General features: G+C 67.8%; 24 protein-coding genes and 1 tRNA gene. 12 read left to right on the forward strand and 13 right to left on the reverse strand.

Annotated elements, in window-relative coordinates; all coding sequences use genetic code 11:
- Positions 1–30: 30 nt before the first annotated feature.
- The 3 genes from fliD to MRBLWH13_RS07415 all read right to left on the reverse strand — a co-directional run bounded on the left by fliD (position 31) and on the right by MRBLWH13_RS07415 (position 3,212).
- Complete coding sequence (gene fliD / locus MRBLWH13_RS07405) at positions 31–1,395, reverse strand: flagellar filament capping protein FliD (protein WP_341957672.1); 1,365 nt, start codon at positions 1,393–1,395, stop codon at positions 31–33.
- Between the two features lie 102 nt (positions 1,396–1,497).
- Positions 1,498–2,322 (reverse strand): flagellin, encoded by an 825-nt coding sequence (locus MRBLWH13_RS07410; RefSeq protein ID WP_341957674.1) that lies wholly within the window; start codon positions 2,320–2,322, stop codon positions 1,498–1,500.
- Positions 2,323–2,438: 116 nt separating this feature from the next.
- On the reverse strand, positions 2,439–3,212 hold the full coding sequence (locus MRBLWH13_RS07415) for a sigma-70 family RNA polymerase sigma factor (RefSeq protein ID WP_341957676.1): 774 nt from the start codon (positions 3,210–3,212) through the stop codon (positions 2,439–2,441).
- A gap of 286 nt (positions 3,213–3,498) precedes the next feature.
- On the opposite strand from MRBLWH13_RS07415, the gene MRBLWH13_RS07420 reads away from it, so the two are divergent.
- The 3 genes from MRBLWH13_RS07420 to MRBLWH13_RS07430 are packed head-to-tail and all read left to right on the forward strand — an operon-like array spanning position 3,499 to position 5,143.
- Positions 3,499–4,089, forward strand: a complete 591-nt coding sequence (locus MRBLWH13_RS07420) for a sulfite oxidase-like oxidoreductase (RefSeq protein ID WP_341957678.1) — start codon at positions 3,499–3,501, stop codon at positions 4,087–4,089.
- Complete coding sequence (locus MRBLWH13_RS07425) at positions 4,086–4,811, forward strand: ferredoxin reductase (protein ID WP_341957681.1); 726 nt, start codon at positions 4,086–4,088, stop codon at positions 4,809–4,811. Before MRBLWH13_RS07420 ends, MRBLWH13_RS07425 begins: the two co-directional genes overlap by 4 nt.
- Positions 4,811–5,143 carry a DUF6510 family protein gene (locus MRBLWH13_RS07430; RefSeq protein ID WP_341957683.1) on the forward strand — a complete coding sequence of 111 codons (333 nt, stop codon included), beginning with the start codon at positions 4,811–4,813 and terminating at the stop codon, positions 5,141–5,143. The genes MRBLWH13_RS07425 and MRBLWH13_RS07430 overlap by 1 nt, the downstream gene beginning before the upstream one ends.
- Here the strand turns inward: MRBLWH13_RS07430 and MRBLWH13_RS07435 are convergent.
- The 3 genes from MRBLWH13_RS07435 to MRBLWH13_RS07445 are packed head-to-tail and all read right to left on the reverse strand — an operon-like array spanning position 5,095 to position 7,280.
- Positions 5,095–5,229 carry a methionine/alanine import family NSS transporter small subunit gene (locus tag MRBLWH13_RS07435; protein WP_341957684.1) on the reverse strand — a complete coding sequence of 45 codons (135 nt, stop codon included), beginning with the start codon at positions 5,227–5,229 and terminating at the stop codon, positions 5,095–5,097. The genes MRBLWH13_RS07430 and MRBLWH13_RS07435 overlap by 49 nt on opposite strands.
- On the reverse strand, positions 5,226–6,863 hold the full coding sequence (locus tag MRBLWH13_RS07440; RefSeq protein ID WP_341957686.1) for a sodium-dependent transporter: 1,638 nt from the start codon (positions 6,861–6,863) through the stop codon (positions 5,226–5,228). Before MRBLWH13_RS07440 ends, MRBLWH13_RS07435 begins: the two co-directional genes overlap by 4 nt.
- A 24-nt stretch (positions 6,864–6,887) precedes the next feature.
- Positions 6,888–7,280 (reverse strand): DCC1-like thiol-disulfide oxidoreductase family protein, encoded by a 393-nt coding sequence (locus MRBLWH13_RS07445; protein ID WP_341957688.1) that lies wholly within the window; start codon positions 7,278–7,280, stop codon positions 6,888–6,890.
- A 152-nt stretch (positions 7,281–7,432) separates the two neighbouring features.
- On the opposite strand from MRBLWH13_RS07445, the gene MRBLWH13_RS07450 reads away from it, so the two are divergent.
- Positions 7,433–7,615 (forward strand): hypothetical protein, encoded by a 183-nt coding sequence (locus MRBLWH13_RS07450; protein ID WP_341957691.1) that lies wholly within the window; start codon positions 7,433–7,435, stop codon positions 7,613–7,615.
- 18 nt (positions 7,616–7,633) lie between these two features.
- Here the strand turns inward: MRBLWH13_RS07450 and MRBLWH13_RS07455 are convergent, their stop codons facing one another.
- The gene (locus MRBLWH13_RS07455) at positions 7,634–8,602 is read right to left on the reverse strand and encodes a Dyp-type peroxidase (protein ID WP_341957694.1); all 969 of its coding nucleotides are present in this window, start codon (positions 8,600–8,602) and stop codon (positions 7,634–7,636) included.
- Positions 8,603–8,744: 142 nt separating this feature from the next.
- On the opposite strand from MRBLWH13_RS07455, the gene MRBLWH13_RS07460 reads away from it, so the two are divergent.
- Positions 8,745–9,104, forward strand: coding sequence for a UBP-type zinc finger domain-containing protein (locus MRBLWH13_RS07460; RefSeq protein WP_042537498.1), 360 nt, complete (start codon positions 8,745–8,747; stop codon positions 9,102–9,104).
- A complete protein-coding gene (locus tag MRBLWH13_RS07465) occupies positions 9,101–10,354 on the forward strand; it encodes an FAD-dependent oxidoreductase (RefSeq protein WP_341957698.1) in 1,254 nt (417 codons plus the stop codon). The genes MRBLWH13_RS07460 and MRBLWH13_RS07465 overlap by 4 nt, the downstream gene beginning before the upstream one ends.
- Positions 10,355–10,485: 131 nt before the next feature.
- Here MRBLWH13_RS07465 and MRBLWH13_RS07470 read toward each other — a convergent pair whose 3' ends face one another.
- A complete protein-coding gene (locus MRBLWH13_RS07470) occupies positions 10,486–12,132 on the reverse strand; it encodes an MFS transporter (RefSeq protein ID WP_341957700.1) in 1,647 nt (548 codons plus the stop codon).
- Complete coding sequence (locus tag MRBLWH13_RS07475) at positions 12,125–12,850, reverse strand: alpha/beta hydrolase (protein WP_341957701.1); 726 nt, start codon at positions 12,848–12,850, stop codon at positions 12,125–12,127. Before MRBLWH13_RS07475 ends, MRBLWH13_RS07470 begins: the two co-directional genes overlap by 8 nt.
- A gap of 229 nt (positions 12,851–13,079) precedes the next feature.
- Between MRBLWH13_RS07475 and MRBLWH13_RS07480 the strand changes: the two genes are divergently transcribed.
- On the forward strand, positions 13,080–14,132 hold the full coding sequence (locus MRBLWH13_RS07480; protein ID WP_341957703.1) for a helix-turn-helix domain-containing protein: 1,053 nt from the start codon (positions 13,080–13,082) through the stop codon (positions 14,130–14,132).
- Between the two features lie 21 nt (positions 14,133–14,153).
- Here the strand turns inward: MRBLWH13_RS07480 and MRBLWH13_RS07485 are convergent, their stop codons facing one another.
- Both MRBLWH13_RS07485 and MRBLWH13_RS07490 read right to left on the reverse strand, forming a co-directional pair.
- Positions 14,154–16,442, reverse strand: coding sequence for a helix-turn-helix domain-containing protein (locus MRBLWH13_RS07485; protein WP_341957705.1), 2,289 nt, complete (start codon positions 16,440–16,442; stop codon positions 14,154–14,156).
- A 62-nt stretch (positions 16,443–16,504) separates the two neighbouring features.
- Positions 16,505–17,758 (reverse strand): MFS transporter, encoded by a 1,254-nt coding sequence (locus MRBLWH13_RS07490; RefSeq protein ID WP_341957707.1) that lies wholly within the window; start codon positions 17,756–17,758, stop codon positions 16,505–16,507.
- A 194-nt stretch (positions 17,759–17,952) separates the two neighbouring features.
- Here MRBLWH13_RS07490 and MRBLWH13_RS07495 point away from each other — a divergent pair, with 194 nt between their 5' ends.
- Positions 17,953–18,789, forward strand: a complete 837-nt coding sequence (locus tag MRBLWH13_RS07495; RefSeq protein ID WP_042537505.1) for an alpha/beta hydrolase — start codon at positions 17,953–17,955, stop codon at positions 18,787–18,789.
- 55 nt (positions 18,790–18,844) lie between these two features.
- Here MRBLWH13_RS07495 and MRBLWH13_RS07500 read toward each other — a convergent pair whose 3' ends face one another.
- Positions 18,845–19,189, reverse strand: coding sequence for a hypothetical protein (locus MRBLWH13_RS07500; protein WP_341957710.1), 345 nt, complete (start codon positions 19,187–19,189; stop codon positions 18,845–18,847).
- Positions 19,156–19,228: transfer RNA gene (locus tag MRBLWH13_RS07505), tRNA-Val, on the reverse strand. Before MRBLWH13_RS07505 ends, MRBLWH13_RS07500 begins: the two co-directional genes overlap by 34 nt.
- Positions 19,229–19,382: 154 nt before the next feature.
- Between MRBLWH13_RS07505 and aceE the strand changes: the two genes are divergently transcribed.
- The 4 genes from aceE to MRBLWH13_RS07525 all read left to right on the forward strand — a co-directional run bounded on the left by aceE (position 19,383) and on the right by MRBLWH13_RS07525 (position 25,370).
- Complete coding sequence (gene aceE, locus MRBLWH13_RS07510) at positions 19,383–22,109, forward strand: pyruvate dehydrogenase (acetyl-transferring), homodimeric type (protein WP_341957711.1); 2,727 nt, start codon at positions 19,383–19,385, stop codon at positions 22,107–22,109.
- A 31-nt stretch (positions 22,110–22,140) separates the two neighbouring features.
- Positions 22,141–23,346, forward strand: coding sequence for a PucR family transcriptional regulator (locus tag MRBLWH13_RS07515; RefSeq protein WP_056516980.1), 1,206 nt, complete (start codon positions 22,141–22,143; stop codon positions 23,344–23,346).
- Between the two features lie 105 nt (positions 23,347–23,451).
- Positions 23,452–24,372, forward strand: coding sequence for an ACP S-malonyltransferase (locus MRBLWH13_RS07520; protein WP_341957713.1), 921 nt, complete (start codon positions 23,452–23,454; stop codon positions 24,370–24,372).
- The gene (locus MRBLWH13_RS07525; protein WP_341957716.1) at positions 24,369–25,370 is read left to right on the forward strand and encodes a beta-ketoacyl-ACP synthase III; all 1,002 of its coding nucleotides are present in this window, start codon (positions 24,369–24,371) and stop codon (positions 25,368–25,370) included. The genes MRBLWH13_RS07520 and MRBLWH13_RS07525 overlap by 4 nt, the downstream gene beginning before the upstream one ends.
- Positions 25,371–25,411 lie beyond the last annotated feature (41 nt).

A 25,411-nucleotide genomic window follows, 5' to 3' on the forward strand; every position in this document is an offset into this window, starting at 1 on the left:
CGGGAAGACGGGATCTGGGTGCCGCAGGGGTCAGGAGTCGGACGACGACGAGAGACCTGCGAGCTGGCTGGTCAGCCACGACGACTGCGACTGCAGTTTCGAGAGCTGGACCTCCAGCTGCGCGTACGTGCGCTCAAGGGTGGCCTGGCGCTGCTCGAGGCGGATGTCCCACCGCTCGACCTGGGTCTTGAGCGTCTTGACCTCGGCCTCCTGGCCGGTGATCCGCTGGGTGAGCAGACCGTCGTATTTGTCGGAGTACTGGGTGGTCACGCCCTGCACACGACCGGCGATCGACGAGAACAGCTCCTGTGTCTTCTCCGGGTCCTCGGCCAGTGCTTGCGCGAACTTCTCGGCATCGAACGAGAGCACACCCTTGTCGCTGATCGAGATGCCGATCGTCGAAGGCGAGACACCGTCGACCGGATGCTGCATCGCGCTCGTGAGTGCGCCCCGAAGGTTCCGGACCGTGCTGTCGCCCGTGAAGACGCCCAGTGTGGTGGTCTCCCCGACCGCTCCGACCGTCGCCGTCGACCCTTTGTCGATGCGGGTCAGGAGTGCCGCGATCTCTTTGACGAACGCCTCAGCCGTCGTGGTCTGCTTCTTGGCATCCCGCGCCACGGTCACCGTCACGGGGTCGGCGCTCGCGGTCGTCACGGTGACCTCGATGCCCTCGCCCACACTGATCGTGTTGCTGGCGCTGTTCAGCGTCTGCTCGGCGGCCGTGCCGGCGAACAGACGGATGCGGGCGTCAGCGCCCTGAGTGATGATCGCGGCCCCCGGTTCGGCGCCGAGCTCCGTCGAGGTTCCGGCGGCGACGTCGGCCGCAGTACCGCGGTGCACGGTGAACCCGCCGGCAGCCCCGGTCTCGATCGAGGTCAGCTGGATGCGCGAGAGCGGCTTGCCGTCGGCATCTGTCCCGGCCGGGACGACAGTGGCGCTCACTCCGGCCTTCGAGGCGTTGATGGCCTTGGCGAGATCCTGCGGCCCTGTGCCCACCGGAGTCACTTCGACGGACTCGCCGTCGGAGCCGACGAGCGTGAACGTCCCGCCCCACGCGGTGGATCCCCCTGCGGCGGTCACGACCGAATGCGCGGTGGCGACGGCATCGACGACGACCGCGGTCGAGAACGCACTGGCCTTCGCGCCGGCAGTGACGGTGACGGTGTCCGATGAGGACGACGCCGTGAACGAGGCCAGCGACGTCGCACCCGCTGCGGTCTTGGCCTTGGTGACGAGGTCCTGCAGCGTGGTGTTGAGCGACTGGAGGTTCGTGATGATCGAGTTGCGGTCGGTGATCTTGTTCGTGATCAGCGTCTTCGGGATCGCCGAGACGTCCATCAGCGCCTTGATGAGCTCTTCGGTCTTGAGCCCTGATACGAGTCCGTCGAGTTTCATCCCGGTCGTCTTCCGTGCGATGCGGTCAAAGGTGTCCTACAGGAAGGCGCCCGGGCGGAGGTGACTCCGCCCGGGCGCCTGATGCGCCTCAGGCGCAGCGACTCAACGGAGAAGCTGCAGGACGCCCTGGCCCGACTGGTTCGCCTGCGCGAGCATGGCGGTGCCGGCCTGCTGCAGGATGTTCGAGGCGGTGTACTTGACCATCTCGGCGGCCATGTCGGTGTCCGCGATGCGGCTCTTGGCTGCTGCGAGGTTCTCGGCCGAGACCTGCAGCGAGTTGATCGTCGACTCGAAGCGGTTCTGCACCGCACCGAGACCGGCGCGAGCCGTCGAGACACCCGTGATCTGCGTGTCGACCGTTGCGATCGCCGCGAGAGCGGTGGCTGCGGAATCGACGGTCAGGCCGCTGATCGTCGCTCCGAGGCCCGAGAAGTCGGTCAGGGTGACCGCGATCTGGTCCTCTGCGGCCTCCGAGCCGGCACCCACCTGGAACGTCAGCGTGCTCGCGCTGTCGAGCAGCTTGATTCCGTTGAAGTTCGTGCTGGCCGCGACGCGGGTCAGCTCGTTTCCGAGCGTGTTGATCTCGGTCTTGATGGCGTCACGCGACTCGGTGTTGTTCGAGTCGGAACCCGCCTGGACCGCGAGGTCGCGGACACGCTGCAGGATCGAGTGCACCTCGGTCAGGGCGCCTTCTGCGGTCTGGATGACCGAGATGCCGTCCTGGGCGTTGCGGGCCGCGACGTTCAGGCCGTTGACCTGCGAGCGCAGACCCTCGGAGATGGCGAGGCCGGCGGCGTCATCGGCTGCGCGGTTGATGCGCAGACCGCTCGAGAGCTTCTCGAGCGACTTCGAGACGTCGTTCTGGTTGACGGACAGGTTGCGGTACGCGTTGAGCGCGCCGACGTTGGTTGCGATCTGAAGACCCATGAGTGTTCCTCCGTGGTTATGGGACCGAATGCGGGTCCATCCGTGGACCTGCACAACCGATATTCGCGACATGCGACGGCGGCGTAACCGCCGATCGTGAAGATTCTGACGTCGCCTCAGATCGCGTTGAGGAGCTCACCCGATCGCACGCGCGTGTCGACGCGGGCGGGACCGAAGAGCGTCTCGAAGAACTCGGTCTTCGCCTTGGTGGAGCGGTCGCCCGTCGTGCCGTTCTCCCAGGCCTCCATCGCCTCGCGCACGAGGGCGACGCCTCGCGAGCGCAGCTTCGACACATAGGCATGGCTGACTGCGAGTTCCTCGGCGATGTCCTTGACCATGCGGTCCTCGAGGTAGATGCCGCGCACGACCTGCTGCATCGCGGAGGGAAGAGCGTCGACCACGCGATTGACCATCGCACGCGTCTCGGACTGCTCGACCGCGTGCTCGGGGAGGATCACGCTGTCGGTGAGGTCGACCGCCTGGCGACCGGTCTCGACATCGAAGTGCTCGTCGAAGCTGATGGCGGTGCGCACCATCTGGTCGAGCTGCATCATCTCGACGACGGCATCGACATCGAGGCGGGATTCCTTCGCGAGCTCGGCCACGCTCGCCGTGCGCCCGGTGCGGGCCAACACGGTCTCGCCGGCCACGCGAACCCGCTCGATCTTGTCGCGTCCGCGTTCGCCGGCCGGGTCTGCACGCCGCATCTCCGACAGCATCGCCCAGTTGATCTGGCTGCTCGCGAAGGCTCCGAACGGGATCCCGCGAGATGCGTCGTATGTCATCGCCGCGCGGGCGAGGCCGAGTCGTGCGGCGGAGAGCAGATCGTCGAGATCGACATGGGTCGCCGATCGCGCCTTCTCGACTGCGAGGAAGGTGGCGAGCGGCATGTTGTCTCGCGCGAGTCGATCGGGTGTCACGGGTGCGTCGGCGATGATGCTGGAATCAGCGGAAAGAGCGGAATTACTCAGCAATGTGACTCCGAGGTTAGATCAACTGTTTTACGAGTGAAGCTAGCATGATGTTCACGTTTATGAGTAAAAAATGTAGGTAACGATCTCGCTCCGACCGCCCATAGAATCAGGGCGACACGCGTGCACCAGGCTTCGACATATGCAGAACGGCTGTAGCCGAGCGATCGGGTGGAATGGGTTCGACCGACGAAAGAAGACGAACATGGCTGTGATCTCCCGCGGGTTCGGCGCACGGCGCAGAGAGTCCGACGATCGACTCCCTCCTGGTCAGTACCTCACCGAGGACTTCCCCGTTCTCTCCGCCGGGCCCACCCCGCGCGTCTCGACAGACACGTGGGAGTTCGCGATCGTCGGGCTCGACGGCATCCGCCGCACCTGGTCGTGGGAGCAGCTGCACGAGTTCCCGATCGACGACATCAGCACCGACATCCACTGTGTGACCCGCTGGTCGAAGCTCGGCACGCGGTGGCGCGGCGTCTCTCTCGACCATCTGCTGGCAGATGCCGGCGACGGAGCATTCACCCGGGTGTTCTCGTACGGCGGCTACACGACGAACGTGCCGCGGGCAGACCTGTCGGGCGGGAAGGCATGGATCGCGTTCGAATTCGATGGTCAGCCGCTCGCCGCCGAGCACGGCGGACCCGCGCGTCTGCTCGTCCCCCATCTCTACTTCTGGAAGTCCGCGAAGTGGGTGCACGGACTGGACATGCTGGAGCACGACGAACCCGGATTCTGGGAGCAGAACGGCTACAACATGTACGGCGACCCCTGGAAAGAGGAGCGGTACTGGTGACGACCTCGTCACCGTGGCTGGTCGCTCGAGTCGTCGAGACCCGACCGGCGACGCCGCACGGTCGGGTTCTTCACCTTCGAGTCGCCGGCTGGGCGGGCAACCTCGCGGGGCAGCACGTCGATGTGCGCCTCACGGCCGAAGACGGCTACCAGGCCGTTCGCTCGTACTCCCTCGCCTCCTCAGGAAACTCCGAGATCCTCGAGCTGGCCGTCGACGAGCTCCCTGACGGGGAGGTCTCTCCCTACCTCGTCGAAGACGTGCTCCCCGGCGACGAGCTGGAGGTTCGCGGCCCCATCGGCGCCTACTTCGTGTGGACTCCCGAGCGTCCGGAGCCTGTGCAGCTCATCGCCGGCGGATCGGGCATCGTCCCGCTCGTCGCCATGGCGCGGGTGCACGCTCTCGCTGCAGGCACCGTGCCGATGCGGCTGCTGTATTCGGTCCGCTCCCAGGACGACGCGTTCTACGCCGATGAGCTGATCGGCCTCGAACGCGATGCCTTCACCGTCGATTGGGCCTACACCCGTTCCGCACCGCCGGGCGTCCTCCGCCCGGCAGGACGAGTGGATGCGGCGACGATCGCCGCCTCAACGATTCCCGCGGCCGAGCATCCGTCGGTGTACGTGTGCGGACCGACCGGCTTCGTCGAGGCCGTCGCCGACCTGCTCGTCGCGGCAGGGCACTCCCCCGACCGCATCCGCACTGAACGCTTCGGAGGTGCCTGATGAACACCACCCACCCGGGACATCACCACAGGGTCGACGGCAACGCCGCCGGAGGCCTCCTGCTCGAGATCTTCGGCAGGGACATGACGGCCGCACGCGCGACGTGCCGACAGTGCGCGCACGAGGCCGCATTGGCCGATGCCGTCGCCGAGCTCGACGATGCCGGCGTGATTCTTCTCTGCCGCGGATGCCGGCACACGCTCCTCACCTACCTGCGCTGGGAGAACGAGCGGACGCTCACCATCGGCGGACTCACGCGACTTCGGTGGCCCGACGTCGACCGTCAGAGCTCGACCGGCGGAGCGGGCTCCGAATCCGCGACCTCGGGGTGACGCGCGAGGTTCACGATGGCGGCGATGAGTCCGCCCCAGATCGTGACCATCGCGATGATCATCATGACGATCGCTGTCGTGGTCATGCGCCCGCTCCCTTCTCCGTCGCGCCCGGTTCCGGGGCCGTGATCAGCGGGATCGACGACGTCTCGGCATCCGGTTCATAGTCTTCTTCGGCGAGGAACTCGTCGTACTCCGGGTCGTCCTTGGCGTGCGAGCGACCGCTCCACGGCAACGCCGACAGCAGCAGCGCGAGCGCGACGAGTGCGATGACCATGCCCCATCCGAAGACGGCCAGGAACCATCCGGGGTAGCCGCCGTACGGCTCGGAGATCTTCGAGATCAGTTCGGTGACCAGCAGGTAGCCGAGCACCAGGGGCGCGAGCGCACCGACGAGCAGCATCCAGACCCGACCGACCCGGAAGCTCGAACGGCGATCGAGGTGCTCGACGAGCGCCGGCAGCTTGTGCAGCAGCCAGGCCACGACGATCACGGCGACGAGCGCGACCGCCATGATGCCGAAGGCATTGACGAACGCGTCTGCGGTATCGAGGACCGACAGAGCGGTGGTCGTCGAGAAGAGCGCCATCGAGACGATCGCGAGCGGAATCGACACCGTCAGGGTCGTGCGGATGCGCGCCCAGCCGAGCTTGTCCTGCAGGGCTGCGACGATCACCTCGAGGATGGAGATCAGTGAGGTCACGCCTGCGAAGACCAGCGCCCCGAAGAACAGGACGCCGATGATCGAGCCGCCCGTCGCCTGCGACACGATCGTCGGGAACGCGATGAACGCGAGTCCGATGCCCGACGACGCGACTCCGGCGACCTCGGTGCCCTGCGCCTGCGCCATGAAGCCGAGGGCTGCGAACACGCCGATGCCCGCGAGGATCTCGAAGCCCGAGTTCGCGAAGGCGACCACCAGGCCGGAGCCGGTGAGGTCGGTCTTGCGCTTCAGGTATGACGAGTACGTCACCATGATGCCGAAGGCGACCGAGAGCGAGAAGAAGATGTGCCCGTAGGCAGAGGCCCACACGGCGGGGTCTCCCAGTGCCTCCCAGTTCGGCGTGAAGAAGGCGTTGAGTCCGTCCATCGCGCCGGGAAGGAACAGGGACTGCACCACGAGGATCGCGAACATCACCGTCAGCAGCGGCATCAGGATCATGTTGGCCCGGCCGATGCCCCGCTTGACGCCCAGCGCCATGATCACGATGACGATCAGCCAGACCGCGACGAGCGGCAGCCCGACCTGAGGCACGAACTCGGTCGAGATGCCGACCTCGGCGACGTCGGCCGAGCGGAGGAAGTCGACGAAGAAGAAGTCGTTCTCGTTGCCCGGCCCCCAGGTCAGCTGAGCGGAGAACCAGGTGTACATGGCAGCCCACGCGATGATGACCGCGTAGTAGACCGCGATGACCACGCAGATGAGCACCTGCCACCAGCCGAGCGGCTCTGCCCGGCGGTGCATCCGGCGGAAGGCCAGCGGCGCAGAACCGCGGAACCGGTGACCGATGGCGTAGTCGAAGAACAGCAGAGGGATGCCGGCGGTCAGCAGCGCGCAGAGATACGGGATGAGGAACGCGCCGCCTCCGCCCTCGTACGCCACGTAGGGGAATCGCCAGATGTTCCCCAGCCCGACGGCGGAGCCGATCGCAGAGAGGATGAAGACGTTCCGCGAGCCGAATGCCTCGCGTTTCGGGGTCTGCGTCGTTGCGGTGGCCATGCGCCGAGAGTACCGGAGTCGCGATCAGTTGACCGCGCGACTCTCGGGGCGCGGCAGCGCGCAGGCGGCGGTCCCCCCGGGCAGCCTGTGTCTGAAGCGGGCGATCAGCGTGTAGCCGAGTGCCGCAGCCCAGGAGAACGGCGGCGTCACGAGCAGCTGGCCCACGACGTGCAGAGACCTCGAGCGCTGCATCCTCAGCAGCGCGGCGAAGGCGGCGTGACCGCGGAACCGGCGCTCGCCGACCAGAAGCCACACGTAGCGGGTGACATCGGCGGAGCTCAGGCCGATCTCGTCGAGGTCGAGCCACTGCCACGGCTGAGCCTCGGGGAACCTGACGAGCCACCGCTCGAGTCGGCGGACCCACGTGGTGCAGAAGGCGCAGTCACCGTCGTAGACGAGCAGCGGTTGCGAACGCATGGCATCGACCCTACGCCTCGTCCACTCCCCTGTTGTGCGTGCGCTCTCGCGCCGGCCGTTCGCCGGGGCCTTGCGACACGCCACGCACCCCTGTAGCTCTGGGCCTCTTCACCTGGAGAGATGACACCAGCATCGGCGGCGGTCGCAGCACGGTGTGGTTGCACCCCGGTTGCACCCTCGTCTTCAGCTACTCCGGCGGCCGGGTGCCCGACCTCAACCGCCAGTGGGTCGAGGCGCTCGCGTCGACCGCCAACGCCCCGTCGGGGCTGTACGTCGTGCGCGAGCCCGCTGTCGAGCCGAGCGCTGACCCCGGGCGATCCACGCGCACCGGGTGAGAAACGCTCGCCCCGTGGCTACGCAGGGAGCGCCTCGTCCGCGAGTGTGCCGAGGAAGTCTGCGGATGGAGCGAAGAAGACGCAGCCGGTCGTCGCGTTCGAGAAGTCGAGCAGCCTGTCGTATGCGCCGGGCGGATCGCCGATGAACATGTTCTCGAGCATCTTCTCGATGACCCACAGATGTCGCGAGTACCCGATGAAATAGGTGCCGAACGACGAGGAACCAGGGCTCCCGAAGGGCATGTTGTCACGGAGGATGTCGTGCTCGACCCCGTCGACGACGATGGTGGCGAGCGTCTTGTGGGACTTCTGCCCCGCGACGGCGTCGTCCAACTCGACGTTGTCTGCCTTCTTCCGACCGATGATCCCCTCCTGCTGCTCGGTCGTCAGGGACTGCCACCGTTCGAGCTCATGCAGGTACTTCTGGACGACGACGTAGCTGCCGCCGACGTTGTCTCCGTCTTCCGCACCCACGAGGGTCGAATCGGCCACGCTGTTCCCGACAGGATTCGCCGTGCCGTCGACGAAGCCCAGCAGGTCGCGGACGTCGAAGTAGCGGAAGCCGGCGGTCTCGTCGACCACGGTCACGGAGTCGCCGAGAGCATCGAGCAGCTGCCTCTCGAACTCGAAGACGAGATCCTGACGGTTCGCACGGATGTGGAAGAGCAGATCGCCGGGGGTGCTGGGGGCGGTGTGCACGGGACCCACGACCGCCGCGAAGGGGTGCAGCTCCGCGGGAGCGCGGCGCGCGGTGAGTCGCGGCCATGCTGCAGAGCCGATGCCGACCGTGCACGACAACATCGCATCGAGGTCACGGAATCCCACGTTCTTCACGATGTCGTCTACGCCGCTGATCGCGTCACGCACGGACGCCGCGGCATCCGCACCCTCTGCGATCCGCAGCACGAGGAACGTCGCGCTGGAAGTCAGGGGCGCATCGACCTTCTGTGATTCGATCGGGACGCGGCGGGAGGGAGAGCTGCTCACGCTGTCGAACCTAGAGGATGTCGACGGACAAGGCTTCGACGGGTGTCGAACGAGCAGGGGCACTCCGGCGGGCACCCTTGAGTACGGCCCAGAATCCCGACATCATGACCCGGACAGCACACCGACCACAGGAGACCCGCCCATGAGCGATGTCAGCGACTTCATCCGTTCCGACGTCCCGCCATCCGGCCCCGGGTGCGTGGACTGCGAGAGCCTCGGCTCGTGGTGGCTGCACCTGCGTCGATGCGCGTTCTGCGGGCACATCGGATGCTGCGACGACTCCTTGCACAAGCACGCGACGAAGCATGCGCACTCGAGCGGTCATCGGGTGATCCAGAGTTTCGAGCCCGGCGAGGACTGGTTCTGGGATTTCGACACCGAGACCGCCTTCGACGGACCCGTCCTCGCGCCCCCGCACAGCCACCCGCTGTCGCAGACCACCCCGGGTCCTGCTGAGCGGGTCCCGGCGGATTGGCAAGAGCAGCTCGCCGGGAACGCATGACCGACGCCTCGGGCGAACTGCCGCCTCTCCGCCTCATCGCGGATGCCGACGGTCCGGACGAGTACGCGATTCGCGACTATCTGACCCGCAGCGGAGTCCCCTACCTCTCGATCGCGGTACCGGCAGGCTCCTCGTCTGCGGGGGGCGTCGATCTCGCCGGCAGGCGTCTCCCCCTTGTGGTCCTGCCGCGTGGCGGCGTCCTCGAAGATCCGACCCCGGAGCAGGTCGCGTCGGCTCTCGGCTGGGTCCATCCCCCTGCCCGATCGACGTACGACCTGATCATCCACGGCGCGGGTCCTGCGGGACTCTCGGCTGCGGTCTACGCGGCATCGGAGGGTCTCAGTGTCGCCGTCGTCGAACGCGACGCCGTCGGCGGTCAGGCCGGCTTCAGCAGCCTCATCGAAAACTACCTCGGTTTTCCCGGTGGAGTCTCCGGGGCAGAGCTCGCCGAGCGTGCGCGCCGGCAGGCGGTCTCGTTCGGAGCGGATCTCGTCCTCATGCGTCACGGGGTCGATCGCACGTTCACGGATCACGACGTGCGGGCGCTGCTCGCCGACGGCTCCGAGATACACGCCCGCGCTGCCCTGTGCGCGACAGGAGTGCAGTGGCGTCGACTCGACCTTCCGCGCGCCCGCGACCTCCAGGGTGCGGGCATCTACTACGGTGCCGGCACCAGCGAGGCCTCCGCCTGCATCGGACAGCATGTGTACGTCGTCGGCGGCGCGAACTCCGCAGGACAGGCCGCGATGAACCTGGCCGCGCACGCCGCACATGTCACGGTGCTCGTGCGCGGACCGTCGCTCTCATCGACCATGTCGGCGTATCTGCTCAACCGACTCGCCGTGCAGCCCAACGTCACCATCCTCGTGAACACCCGAGTCGTCGCCGTCGACGGCGACGAGCACCTGCAGGCGATCACCCTCGACCAGGCGGGAACGGCGGCGCGGTTGCCGGCCACGCACCTCTTCGTCTGCATCGGCGGCGCACCCAACACCGAATGGGCGGAGACCACCGATGTCCGCCTCGACACCCGCGGTTTCCTGCTCACCGGCGTAGACCTCTCGCCCGACGACCTGGATCGATGGCCCCTGAAGCGCGCCCCCTACTATCTGGAGACCTCCGTCCCCGGGGTCTTCGCCGCCGGTGACGTCCGCGCGAACTCCGTCAAGCGCGTCGCATCGGCCGTGGGCGAAGGCGCCATGGCGGTCACCCTCATCCATCGATACCTGGCCGAGGTCACTCCGCTCTGATCAGCGCAACGGGGTGCTGTTCTCCTGCTTGGTGGGCTCCCGCGCCCAGCCGCCGCGCTGCACCCGGCGGGGTGAGGGGACGTCGTGACCCACCTCCGGGCTCTCGGACGTGTCCATGTGAAGGCTCTTCTCTACTCGTGGGAGGGCGTGGACGATATGCGGTGGCGGTGAGGTCGCGCGATCTCCAGCAGGTGCGCGACCTCCGGTGGGGTGCCGCTCATGGCGCGGGCACGAGCGATGAGCTCTGCGTCGAATTCGGTGGTCCGCCCCTCGTGTTGGCTCACATGCTCCCGCCACGAGCCGACCGAGTACGTCTCCACGAGGGAGTCCGGGTCGTCCGCGTCCACGTACACCTGCCATTCCCTGGCGCCGGTCCGCAGACGCGTCTGCTCGACCCGCTGCATCAGGACGAGGAACTCCTGTCTCCGCTCCTCCGTGATCCGGTATCGGATCAGCACCAGAACGGCAGAGTCATCGTCGCCGCCCGCGCGCGGCCGGTCGTCGACCCCCGGCACCTCGACGATCCTCCGGCCGATGCCGCTCGTCGCGGGCATCGGCCACACGAGGAGGGAGAGCCCACCCAGGCCACACAGGATTCCCGCTCCGACGACCACGAGACCCGGATCCCAGATGGCCGCGAGCACCCCTGCGCCCGCAGAGCCGGCGGCGGTGCATCCGAACAGCACGAGCTGGTAGAAGGACAGGCCGCGCGTACGCACCCAGACAGGCAGGAAAGCCTGGATGGTTCCGTTGATGGTGGCGATCACACCGATCCACGCGAGCCCCGTCGCCACGAGCGCCGGGAATGTCACCCACAGCGTGGGCGAGGCGACGAGCGCCACGAGGCCCGCGCCGAAGACCACCGACGAGGCGAGCACCACGCCGTTGACGGCTGCGACCCGACGCGCCCAGGGAAGCACGAAGGCGCCGACGATGGAACCGGCGCCGAGAGCCGCCAGGAGAAGACCGTATCCGCTCGCGGAGAGCCCGAGCGAGTTCTTCGCGATCGTCGGGAGCAGCGCCCACAGGGCGTTCGCGGGGATGAGGAAGACAGCGAGCCGGAGCAGAATGAGCCGGACGACCTTCGAATGGCGGACGTAGCGGATGCCGGCCCTGGTCGCGTCGACGAAGGGCTCCGGGCGAATCGCGGGCGGGCTGTATGTCTTCCAGAAGAAGAGCACCCCGAGGAACACGAGGAACGAGAGCGCGTTGAGTAGGAAGACCGCCGCGACCCCGAACTGCGCGACGACGAGACCGGCGATCGCCGGCCCCACCGCCCGCGCGATGTTCACGCCGATGGAGGAGAGACTCGCCGCGTCGAGGAGGAGCTTCGGCGGCACGATGTCGGGCACGAGTGCCTGGAACGCAGGGAGCTGGATGGCCGAGACCGTCCCCAGTACGAACGTCGACGCGAGCAGGACCGTCGTGGTCGTCTGACCGGTCGCCGTCAGGTAGGTCAGCCCGAGCACGACCGCGAGTTGCACGATCTGCGACCAGAGAAGGACGAGCCGACGGTTGAGGAACTCGCCGATGACACCGGCCGGAATCGCGAACAGGAGCACGGGAGCTGCCGATGCCGTCTGGACGAGCGCCACGAGCAGCGGGGATCCGTCGTCCTGGACCAGCAGCCACTGGGCGCCGACCGTCTGCATCCAGCTTCCGATGTTGCTGACGATGGACGCCACCCACACCAGACGGAAGATGGGGACGGCGAGCGGAGCGAATCCTGCCTTCCATCCGATGCGCGCCGGCGCAGCACTCACCTGCGCCTCAGCCATGGGCCGCGATCTCCTCGAGGATGCCTCCGATGAGCTGCACGATCTCCGCAGCGTGGCTCTGAGTGACCAGATGCGGCGCGTCGAGTTCCATCACAGCCCGACAGCCCGCCCGCCGATACCCGAAGCGCTGAAGCTGCGGGCTGACCAACCGGTCTTCGGTCGCCACCACGCCCCAACTCGGCTTCGCCCTCCACCCGACGCCGGACGCCCGCTCGGTGAACACCGAGGCGGCGATCGGGCGCTGCGAGACCGCCAGAACGCCCGACTCGTCCGAGGGCAAACCCTGCGCGAGCAGACGAGCGAACTGATCGGGCGCGACAGTGAGCTCTGTCCGACGTGTCCCGGCGTCGCCTGGGAACAGGGCGGGCACGAGGTGGCCGGATGCCTCATCCGGGGCGAAACGGTCCCTCATCTCGGCGATGCTCTCCCCCTGATCCAGCGCGTATCCCGCTATGAAGAGCAGTCCGGTGACGTTGGTCGCCTCACCGGCCACGGTGACGACCGCTGCTCCGTATCCATGCCCGACGAGGAGCACCTCTCCGTCGACGCGCTCGACGAACGTACGGATGTAGTCGCAGTCGCCGAGGAAGCTGCGGCCGATCACGGGCGGGACGAGCACCCGATGTCCGCCGTCGAGCAGACGGAGCACGATCGGCCACCATCCCGATGCGTCCAGAAAAGCGCCGTGCACGAGCACCACCGTGCTGGTTCTCATCATCTCGCCACCTCGTGGTCGTACGTGCGTGTGAGACGAATCTAAGAACCGAGAGGCCGGCGACCATGCGACAGGAGTCGAAGACGAGCATCTCCACTTCTGCCTGCTTTCCTCCTGGTGTGTGCGCGAGAGAGAGGGTTCCATGAGACGTACTCGAGTTCGGTGAGGTGGAGTCCCCCTCTCATCGACGCAGAGCGACACGGTGAGCCCATCCCCCGCTAGGAGCGAACCCATGACGATCAGCGATACGACGACCGACGCCACCTCGATGGCGCTGCACGAGATCGCGATCCAGCTCGAAGCGTCCCTGAACCGTCGAGTGGTCATCCGCCGGTTCGGCCCACCGGGGATCGTCGGCCCGCAGTCCCCGACGCTGCTGTCCGTGCCGGTGCAGGACGACGGTGATGCCGTCGCGCTCATCGTGATCGACCTGGGCGCGGGGTCGCCCCTCACAGCGAGCGAATTCGAGGCCGTCGATGCGGCGGCCGCGCTCGTCCGGATCACCCTTCGTCGTGACCCCGGTTCATCGCGAGCCGATCGCGAGGCGGTCCTGCGCGATCTGCTGGACGTGGATGACTCGGTGCGTCGAGACGCCTACTCGCGCGCACTCAGGCAGAGGTGGGTGCAGCGCGAGGCGGGCACGGTCGTACGCGCCGTCCTGATCGACTCCGCCGTCACCGACGTCGACCGCATCGCCTTCGGCCGCCACCTCGCCCATATGCGTCCGGTCCCCGCGTACTTCATCACGCTCGAGGGCGGAGTGGTCATGCTGGTCGGTCAGCCGTCGGACATCGACCTCGCCGACGTCCTCCTGCAAGAGGCCGCACGACGCGGGATGAGGATCCTCGGCATCGGCTCCGCCTCGCCGGAGCGAGGCGCGACAGACCTCCGGAGCGCAGCCGACGAGGCGGCGATCGCCGCCTCTCTCGCTGCGGCCCTCCCCCAGTTCCATCCATCCGTCGACGCGAGCGATCTCGGCGTCTGGCGGCTGCTCGCCACGGCTTCCGCGAACCCCGACGCCCTTCGGATCATCTCTCCGGCGGCCGACGTGCTCTACTCCCAGACGGACGACACCCAGCGACTGACAGTCGAGACGTACCTCGACGTCGGCGCCAACGTAGTCTCCGCGTGCCGGATTCTCTTCGTGCATCGCACGACGCTCTACTACCGGCTCGAACGCATGCCCCCGATCGTGAAGGATGCGCTCGACGACGGTGTCAAGCGCAGCACTCTGCACCTGGCGCTCAAGCTCATCCGGCTGTGGGAATCTACGGGCCGGTTGTGATCGCGTGTCGCGAACCGACCGTCATGCGGACCCCACGGCTGTTTCCGGCGATCGCAGCGTCCCGATGGCCGACACGTCACGACGTACCCTCTCGAAGATGAACGCCTCGCTGCTGCCCGGCCCCAGAAGAGTCAGGGCTTCATCAGCCTCGGCGATCGCGGCCTCGCCTTCGCCGGCGTGGATCAGCGCACGGATGTGTCTGCGCATCATGAGCAGCACTCGGGTGTCGTCGTTCAGCGAGCGAGCGATGGCGATGCCCGACTCGCCGATCCGCATCGCATCCTCGAATCGTCCGACGGCGACGTAGGCGTCGATCAGGTCGAGGCACGCCGCGTACTGGGTGACGATGCTGGTGAGGCTGTCCGAGGTCTCCGTGGACCGCACCCGCGCGAGGGTGGCCTCCGTCGCCGCGATGGACTCGAGGAACTGACCGCGCTTGCCCTTGATCATGGAAGACAGCACCTGGGCGTTCTCCAGCCCCGCGGTCTCGTGCCCAGCCGTGAACGCATCGATGGCAGCGAGGGCAGCCCCATCAGCGTCGACGAGACGATCCAGGGTCCAGCTCGCCCATCCGATGTAGTACTGCGCCCAGCCCTCCTGGGCCGAATCCCCGGCGCGCCGTGCAGCAGCCAGCGCCGACCGTCCGGTGATCACCGCCTTCTCGCGATCGCCGACCTCGACGATCTCAGCCCACGCGACATATCCGAGCTGCGCCGCTTCCTTCGCCGGATCCCCCAAGCGCTGCGCCGCGCTCGCCGCGAGCGAGTAGAACCGGTGCCAGTTGCCCCACGTCATCCAGATGTCGGAATACCAGTGCAGTGCATCCGCGACATCGCAGACCACCGCATCGTCGCCGCGCTCTGCAGCCTCCGTGTACGCCGGCCACCAGTGCTCGGTCTCGGCGCGGATCCATGCCGAGGCCGCCTCCGCACTGACGAACCCTCTCCCGGTGCGGCCGAGGGCCGTGGGCTCCCGCATCGGCTCGTACCAGGCGACCGCGCGCTCCAGGCTTCCGAGCAGCCAGGATCGAACGTGGTCGCGGCGCCGCTCTATCTCGTCCGGTCCGACCGACATGCGCAGCTTGCTCCGGCCGAAGAGTCGCATCAGATCATGAAGGCGGTAGCGATCGCCGCCGCGGGCTTCGAGCATGCCCAGATCGGTGAGATCGTCCAGGCGAGACTCGACCTCGGCGAGATCGGCTGAACGCACCGCCGCGGCGGCGAGGTGAGCACCGAACGTCCTCCCGTCGATGAGGGAGATCCAGCGGAACAGTGCGGCAGTTCGAGGGTCGAGCTCGTCGTAGGAGAGCGAGATGGCGGTTTCCACGGCCAGATCACCGGCGACGAGAAGACGCAGCCGGTCCTCCGACTTGCGCATCCGGCCGAGCAGGTCGTCGACGGTCCATGCGGGTCGGCTGGCGATGCGGTTGCCGACCACACGGAGCGCCAGGGGGATGTCATCGCAGAGGCCCGCCACCTCACCCAGAGCATCATCGTCGGTCACGGCCTGCGGGATCAGTCGACGGAGGAAGGAGATGCTCTCCTGTCGTCGAAGTGGTCCGAGACGCAGCCGCCGCACGCCTTCGAGGCCTGCGAGGCTGCGGCGAGAGGTCACGACGACGACATCGCCGGCGCAGATCGACAGGATGGGACGGATCTGCGCCTCGTTCGCGACGTTGTCGAGCAGCACCGTGACCGGGGCGATGTCGACGGCTGCCCGCCATCGCGCTCTCGCCTCGCCGAGATCCGCGGGCGGTTTCTGCTCCGCTCCGGGGAGCTGGCGCAGCATGGCGGTCATCACCTGCAGCGGAGTCAGGGGCGACGAGCTGAAGCCGTCCAGCCCGAGGAAGACGTTGTGGTTGCCGCTCGTCCGCTCTCCCCGTTCGAGGATCTCGATCGCCACGGTCGTCTTGCCGATTCCCGGGGCCCCGCTGATGATCAGTGCGGGGCGCTGCGGATCCGGAGCCGGCGGACCGTAGAGGATCGCGAGCGCCTCATCGATCTCGGCGTCGCGGCCCGAGAAGTCGAACACCCTGTGCGGGGAGATCGCCCCAGGGCCGTCGCTCGCGAGGGCGGCACGCGGTCTGGCGCGCGCAGCGCGGAGGAACGCATGCTGATCGGCCGCATCGAGGCCCAGTCCGTCGGCCAGCGCGTCGACGGTGCGGCGTTGGGGAGAGACGCTTGCGCCTCTCTCGAGGTCGCCGATCGTGCGAACGCTGACACCCGATCGCGAGGCGAGCGCTTCGAGGGTCAGGTTCTGGCCCACTCGCAGCGACCGCAGCAGCAGCCCGAAGGGTGAGGGTTCGGTCACGACGTCCGCCTTTCGCTGAGATCAGCTTGGCAGGTCTTCACCGCGGAACGATGGCGGGACGGTTACGAGGCGGTTTCGTCATCGATCGGGACGACAGCTCCACGCTGCGCGCGCGACGCGGGCCCGACGAACGCGCGACGCATGACCACCGCTGCCGAGACCGTCGCGATCAGGACGATCGAGATGAACACGAGCAGCACAGCGGTCTGCGAGGCGAAGGTGAGGATCACACCGATCGCGAGGACCGGCAGGGCGAGGCCGCAGTACGCGATCAGGAAGATCAGCGCCAGCGTCTCACCGCGTCGACCGGACTCCGCGAGAGCGGATGCCGTGGCGACCGCCGATCTGAACAGCAGCCCCACTCCGACGCCCGCCACGATGCCTCCTCCGAGGAACACCGGGAGCGACGGCAGCAGAGTTCCTGCTGCGACCGCGACGAGGCCCACTGCGCAGCAGACGGCCGCGACCGCGAGCTGGATGCGCATCGGCACGCGGGCGAGCGCCACCTGCCCGGACGCCGCAGCGGCGAACACCGAGCACGCCGTCACGCCGGCGAGAAGATGGTCGTGCTCGCCGAACGTGCTGATGAGGATGGTCGGTGCAAGAGAGGTGAACAGCCCGAACAGAGCGAACCCCGCGAACGCGCCGAAACCCGCGGCGATGAACGCCGTCCTCGATCGCGGGGGCGCCGCGATCCGCTGCGGTCGATACCGCCGCGGCTCGTGCGGCGGCGTCACGGTCTCGGGAACGCAGGCGACGGCGATCGCGGCGACGATGAGCACGACGAGGAACACCGCGTGCGGCAGCACGAGCGGTGCAGGCAGGAACTCGGCGAACAGACCGCCGATCAGCGGTCCCAGCGCCAACCCGCCGAGGTTCGCGGCACCGGCCACCGATGCGGCGACGATGACGTTCTCGCTCGGTCGGGCGTGCGCGCGCAGCTCGCCGAGATGCGCGGTGGCCGTGGCGGTGAGGATGCCCACGCTCGCACCGTTCACCAGTCGCGCGGCGAGGAGACCGGGCACCTCGTGCCACAGCAGGAACAGCACGGCGCTGAGCACCGCGATGAGGATCGCTATGACCAGCATCCGGCGCCGACCCATCCAGTCGCTGACGTGCCCGAGCAGGAACAGGCTGAGCACGACGCCGACGGCGAAGGCCGCGAAGATCAGCGTGATGACGGAGACGGGGAACCCGTCGGCCTCCTGGTAGAGCGGGTACAGCGGTGTGGGCACCGTCGCGTACGCCATCACGAGCAGGAAGGCTGACGCGACCACCCAGAATCCCGCACCGTGTGAGAAACGGGAGTTCGTCATGGTGGAGACACTATCGACGCCCTGGCCGGTCGGCACCGGACGGATGTCGAAAGCGCACGGGGCGGATCCTGGACAGATGTCGAGCGGTCGATGACGGCGCGCGGGTTAGCGTGGTCGCGCTCCCACGACGCAGACGTGGGGCGACCGACAGTCGTCCGGCATCGCTCGGGGCGACGGAAACCTGGAGGCTGATCATGGCGTTCGTGACCACGGATGATGGCGCAGAGATCTACTACAAGGACTGGGGCAGCCCCGAGGCTCAGCCCATCATGTTCCACCACGGCTGGCCGCTCTCGTCGGATGACTGGGACGCCCAGATGCTGTACTTCCTCGGCAAGGGCTACCGCGTCATCGCCAGCGACCGCCGCGGGCACGGACGGTCGTCGCAGATCGGCACCGGGCACGACATGGATCACTACGCGAGCGATGCCTCGGCAGTCGTCGAGCACCTCGACCTCCGCAATGCGATTCACATCGGCCACTCGACGGGTGGCGGCCAGGTCGCACGCTACGTCGCACAGTACGGTCAGCCCCAGGGCCGAGTCGCCAAGGCTGTGCTCGTGTCATCCGTGCCCCCGCTGATGGTGCAGACCGACGCCAACCCCGAGGGCACGCCGATCTCGGTCTTCGACGGCTTCCGCGAGGCGCTGGCGGCGAACCGTGCGGAGTTCTTCCAGGCGGTCGCCTCCGGCCCCTTCTACGGATTCAACCGCGAGGGCGTGGAACTCTCCGAGCCCGTGGTGGCGAACTGGTGGCGTCAGGGGATGACGGGCAGCGCCCTCGCTCACTACGAGGGGATCAAGGCCTTCTCCGAGACCGACCAGACCGACGACCTCAAGGCCATCACGGTGCCGGTGCTGGTCATCCAGGGCGATGACGACCAGGTCGTGCCGTACAAGGATGCATCGGTGAAGCAGGCCGAGCTTCTGAGCGACTCGACTCTGAAGATCTACGAGGGCTTCCCGCACGGCATGCTGACCACGCACGCCGATGTGATCAACCCCGACATCCTCGCCTTCATCCAGCAGTAGCAGTCTCAGCGATGCGGCGGGCGCATCCGGGCTCAGTGCCCGGGTGCGCCCCTCGCTATGAGCCGGAGATCCCGGCCCCGACGACGTCGAGGGCCGCAGCGAGCAGTCCGATGGCCATCGCTTCGGGCAGTGGCTCGAGCGGCCGGTGCGCCCTCGGGTCCTCGTCGGGACCGTGGTCGGGACGAGGATCGCGGTCTCGGCGCCGGGCGACGAGGTGCGCATGCACGTGCAGCCCTGCGGCCCCGGAGAGTGCGACGTCGACGCGATCGGCTCCGGTCGCTCGGCGGATGATGCGGGAGGCGAGCTGGATGTCTACCAGGAAGAGCTCGGCGATCTCCGCCGGCGCGTCGGCGTTGTCGTCGTAGGTGGGCCCTGCCGGGATCGAACCGACGACATCCACGGTGTAAACGTGGCGCTCTACCAGCTGAGCTAAAGGCCCTGGTACGTCCCAGTCTACAGACGACGCAGTGCGCGCTGATGTCGTGGAAGGGGGATAGGGTGAGGGAGGCACGCGTTGTGCACAGCCGACAAGGCTGCCCGCGTCGCTTCCCGTTTCAATGGCATGACCTGCCAGCTTGACGAAAGGCTCCCCCGTGACTGTGCACGACCAGGATCCGTATTCCCAGGGCCCCCTCGACAGCGATCCGGAGGAGACGGGCGAGTGGCAGCAGTCGCTCGACGAGCTCGTCGACGCGAAGGGCCACGGTCGTGGCCGCGAGATCATGCTCAGCCTGCTCAAGCGCTCGAAGGAGCTGCACCTGGGCGTGCCGATGGTCCCGACCACCGACTACATCAACACGATCGCCGCCGAGAACGAACCCGAGTTCCCGGGTGACGAAGAGATCGAGCGCCGCTACCGGGCGTGGATCCGCTGGAACGCCGCGATCACGGTGCACCGCGCCCAGCGCCCCGGCATCGGCGTCGGCGGCCACATCTCGACCTACGCGTCGTCGGCCGCGCTGTACGAGGTCGGCTTCAACCACTTCTTCAAGGGTGCGGACAACCCCGGTGGCGCCGACCAGATCTTCATCCAGGGCCACGCCTCCCCCGGAACGTACGCGCGCTCCTTCCTCGAGGGCCGACTGAGCGAAGACCAGCTCGACGGCTTCCGCCAGGAGAAGTCGCACGCACCGCACGGCATCCCCTCGTACCCGCACCCTCGTCTGATGCCGGAGTACTGGCAGTTCCCGACGGTCTCGATGGGTCTCGGTCCGATCAACGCCATCTACCAGGCGATGTCGAACAAGTACCTCGAGAACCGCGGGATCAAGGACACCTCGCAGTCGCACGTCTGGGCATTCCTCGGCGACGGCGAGATGGATGAGGTCGAGAGCCGCGGCCAGCTGCAGGTCGCAGCCAACGAGGGCCTCGACAACCTCACATTCGTCGTCAACTGCAACCTGCAGCGCCTCGACGGCCCCGTGCGCGGCAACGGCAAGATCGTCCAGGAACTCGAGTCGTTCTTCCGCGGCGCGGGCTGGAACGTCATCAAGGTCGTCTGGGGTCGCGAATGGGACGACCTGCTCGCCCGCGACAGCGAGGGCGCGCTGCTCAACCTCATGAACGTCACCCCCGACGGTGACTACCAGACGTACAAGGCCGAGTCCGGTGCGTACGTCCGCGAGCACTTCTTCGGCCGCGACGAGCGCGCCGCAGCCCTCGTCAAGGACTACTCCGACGACGACATCTGGAACCTGAAGCGCGGTGGCCACGACTACCGCAAGGTCTACGCCGCGTTCAAGGCCGCGACCGAGCACAAGGGCAAGCCCACCGTCATCCTCGCGAAGACCGTCAAGGGCTACGGCCTCGGTCCGCACTTCGAGGGCCGCAACGCGACCCACCAGATGAAGAAGATGACGCTGGACAACCTCAAGACGTTCCGTGACGCGATGCACATCCCGATCACGGATTCGCAGCTCGAGGAGAACCCGTACCTGCCCCCGTACTACAACCCGGGCCCCCAGGACGAGACGATCCAGTACATGCTCGAGCGTCGCCAGGCTCTCGGAGGCTATCTGCCGGAGCGCCGTTCCACGCACGTCGGACTCTCGCTTCCCGACGACACCGCGTACGCGCTGCCCAAGAAGGGCTCAGGCACGCAGGAGATCGCCACGACCATGGCGTTCGTCCGTCTGCTGAAGGACCTGCTGCGCTCGAAGGACTTCGGCCACCGCATCGTCCCGATCATCCCCGACGAGGCTCGCACGTTCGGAATGGACGCGTACTTCCCTTCCGCGAAGATCTACAACCCGAACGGCCAGCACTACACGTCGGTCGACCGTGAGCTTCTCCTCGCCTACAAGGAGAGCCCGCAGGGCCAGATCGTGCACGTCGGCATCAACGAGGCTGGCGCTCTCGCGGCGTTCACCGCGGCGGGCACGTCCTACGCCACGCACGGCGAGCCGCTGATCCCGATCTACCTCTTCTACTCGATGTTCGGATTCCAGCGCACAGGCGACGCCCAGTGGGCCGCCGGCGACCAGATGGCCCGAGGGTTCATCATGGGCGCGACGGCAGGTCGCACCACCCTCACGGGCGAGGGCCTGCAGCACGCCGACGGTCACTCGCACCTGCTCGCCGCCACCAACCCGGCGACGGTCTCGTACGACCCGGCCTACGGCTACGAGATCGCGCACATCATGCGCTCAGGTCTCGAGCGCATGTACGGCGGCGACCACGAGGACCCGAACGTCATGTACTACATCACGCTCTACAACGAGCCGATGGTGATGCCCGCCGAGCCGGAGAACGTGGACGTCGACGGCATCGTGCGCGGCATCCACCGCGTCTCGGTCGGCGAGGGCGAGGGCCCCCGCGCCCAGCTCTTCGCATCGGGCGTGGGACTCCCCTGGGCGCTCGAGGCTCAGCAGCTGCTGAAGAACGACTGGGGTGTGATCGCCGACGTCTGGTCGGTCACGTCCTGGACCGAGCTGCGCCGTGACGGCCTCGCCGCCGACGAGCACAACTTCCTGCACCCGGAGGAAGAGCCCCGCACCGCGTACCTCACGCAGAAGCTGCAGGGTGCCGAAGGTCCCGTCGTCGCCGTCAGCGACTTCATGCACGCCGTGCAGGACCAGATCCGTCCCTGGGTCCCGCAGCGTTTCGCGACGCTGGGCGCCGATGGTTTCGGATTCTCGGACACGCGTGCAGCAGCCCGTCGCTTCTTCAAGATCGACGGTCCGTCGATCGTCGTCCGCACGCTGCAGTCGCTCGCCGAAGACGGGGTCGTCGACCGTTCTCTCGCCGCACAGGCCATCCAGAAGTACAGCCTGCACGACGTGAACGCCGGCACCAGCGGCAACGCGGGCGGCGAAAGCTGAGCCATCGGTGACGGGTTCCTCTTCGCGCGGCATGGACAAGGCCGCTACGCTCACCTGGCTGCGCCGGATCTCCGGTGACATCGCCTCGGTGACGATCAAGCGCCTCGAGGACACCCTCCCCTGGTACGCCGACATGCCACCAGCCCGCCGCTCTGCGGTCGGGCTGGTGGCGCAGGCCGGCATCACCTCCTTCATACAGTGGTACGAGGATCCGACCTCGACCCCCTGGATCGCCGCCGACATCTTCGCCGCCGCACCACGCGAGCTTCTGCGCAGCGTCAGCCTGCAGCAGACGCTGCAGCTCATCCGGGTCACGGTCGAGGTGACGGAAGAACGGGTCGCCGGTCGAGGCAACGATCTTCGAGAAGCGATCCTGCTGTACTCGCGCGATGTCGCCTTCGCCGCCGCGGACGTCTACGCTCGCGCCGCCGAGGCCCGTGGGCTGTGGGATGCGCGACTCGAAGCGCTCGTGGTCGACTCGATCCTCACGGGTGAAGCCGACGAGGAGCTGCCGAGCCGGATCGCCGCTCTCGGCTGGCACGGCCACGGCGAAGTCGCGGTGCTGGTCGGCACGACTCCCCCGCAGTTCGACGTCGACCTCGTGCGCCGCACTGCACGCAAGCTCGCGGTGGACGTACTCATCGGAGTGCAGGGGTCACGCCTCGTGCTCGTCATCGGTCGAGCCCGCATCGCAGGCCAGGAACCTTCCGAAGGCGAAGAGGAAGAGCTGGGCTTCGAGGAGATCGCGTCCCGACTCGAGCCCTCGTTCGGTCCCGGGTACGTCGTCCTCGGCCCTGCCGTCGCCGCGCTCGTCGATGCGAGCCAGAGCGCACGCGCTGCCCTCGCAGGTTTCGCCGTCGCGCGCGCCTGGCGCAGCGCTCCGCGGCCTGTCGACGCAGACGACCTTCTTCCCGAGCGCGCGCTCGCGGGCGATCCCCTCGCGAAGCAGACTCTGATCGAACGGATCTATCGCCCACTGCAGGCGCACTCTACGGATCTCGTCACGACGCTGTGGAGCTACCTCGACAACGGCCGGTCGCTCGAGGCCACCGCACGCGAGCTGTTCGTGCACCCCAACACCGTCCGCTACCGCCTGAAGCGCGTCAGCGAGGTCATCGGCTGGGATGCCACGGGTCCTCGCGAGGCTCTGATCCTGCAGACTGCCCTCATCCTCGGCTCCATCGGCGCTGCCGATCAGGTCCGCCGTCGCCCGCCGCTGCGTCGCCCCTCCCGCTGATCAGGGCAGCAGACTCCGATCTGCTGTACGCCACACACAAGGGATCTTCGCAATCTTGTGATGGATCATCCACCACTTCGGGCAGATCGTTGGCAGACTGGGGTTGTGATTGTCGTCGTATGCCCAGGACAGGGCTCGCAGACCCCCGGTTTCCTCTCCCCCTGGCTCGAGCTGGACGGCGTGACGGAGACCCTCGCCGCGTATTCCGAGGCCGCGGAGGTCGACCTCCAGCAGCACGGGACGGTGTCGGATGCCGACACGATCCGCGACACGCGCGTCGCCCAGCCGCTGATCGTCGCCGCCTCGCTCATCGCCGCGAACGCCCTGACAGCCCGTGCGGGCCGCCGTGCAGACGGTGTCGCCGGGCACTCGGTCGGCGAGATCGCCGCACTCGTGGGCAGCGGCGTGATCGACGCCGAGACCGGAATGCGACTGGTCGGCGTCCGCGGTCGCGCGATGGCGGATGCCGCGGCGCAGACCCCGACCGGCATGAGTGCGGTCCTCGGCGGCGACGAGGAGGCCATCCTCACGCGCCTGAGCGAGCTCGGTCTCTCCCCCGCGAACTACAACGGCGGCGGCCAGCTCGTGGTGGCCGGCGAGCTCGCAGGGCTCGACGCCCTCGCCACCGAGCCCGTCAAGGGCACCCGCGTCATCCCCCTTCAGGTGGCCGGCGCGTTCCACACCTCGTTCATGGGTTCCGCGGTCGCCGCCCTGCGCGACGCCGTGTCGACCGTCACACCCTCCGACCCCGACATCACCCTGTGGACGAACCGCGACGGCTCGGTCGTCACCGAGGGCGCGACGGCGCTGACCTACCTCGTCGACCAGGTCTCCTCACCCGTGCGGTGGGACCTGTGCATGGCATCCTTCGCCGATCAGGGCATCACCGGTCTGATCGAGCTCGCTCCTGCGGGTGCGCTGACCGGGCTCGCCAAGCGCGGCCTGCGTGGCGTGCCGACAGTCGCCGTCAAGACCCCCGATGACCTCGATGCGGCCGTCGCGCTGCTGAACGGAGAAGCCGCATGAGCCCCACCCTGAACCAGGTCACCGGTCCCGCGTACACCCGTATCTACTCCTACGGGGCCGCGCGCGGCGAGAACGCGGTACCGAACGACGACCTCATCGGCCCGATCGACTCGAGCGACGAGTGGATCCGCCAGCGCACCGGCATCGTGACCCGCGTCCGGGCCGACAAGAGCACGGATGCGATCGATCTCGCCACCACCGCGGCCGCCGAGGCGATCGAGAAGTCCGGCATCTCGGCCGAGCAGGTCGACCTCGTCATCGTCGCCACCATCAGCAACCCCAAGCAGTCGCCCTCGGTCTCCGCGATCGTCGCCGATCGCGTGGGCGCCAACCCGGCGGCCGCCTATGACGTCAACGCCGCCTGCGCCGGGTACGCCTATGCGGTCACCCAGGCCGATGCGTTGATCCGGTCCGGCGCCGCGCGCTACGCCCTCGTGATCGGCACCGAGAAGCTCTCGGACATCGTCGACCCCGCCGACCGCAGCATCTCGTTCCTGCTCGGCGACGGCGCGGGTGCGGCGCTCATCGGCCCGAGCGACACGCCGGGCATCGCCCCTGCGGTCTGGGGATCCGACGGCTCGAAGGCCGACGCTGTCGGCATGAACGGAACACTCACCGAGTTCCGCGACGGCGAAGTGCCGTGGCCGACCCTGCGCCAGGAGGGCCAGACGGTCTTCCGCTGGGCCGTCTGGGAGATGGCCAAGGTCGCTCGCGAGGCTCTCGATCGGGCTGGCGTAGAACCGACCGACATCGCTGCGTTCATCCCGCACCAGGCGAACATGCGCATCATCGACGAGTTCGCCAAGCAGCTCAAGCTGCCGGAGTCCACGGTCATCGCTCGCGACATCGAGACCACCGGAAACACCTCCGCTGCCTCGATCCCGCTCGCCAGCCACCGCCTCATGGCCGAGCACCCGGAGCTCTCGGGTGGCCTCGCGCTGCAGATCGGCTTCGGTGCGGGCCTCGTGTTCGCCGCTCAGGTCGTCGTCCTCCCCTGAGAACGCGCCGACTTTCCCTAGACTGTTCCACGGTTCCCATA

The organism is Microbacterium sp. LWH13-1.2 (assembly GCF_038397735.1).
Lineage (GTDB): Bacteria > Actinomycetota > Actinomycetes > Actinomycetales > Microbacteriaceae > Microbacterium.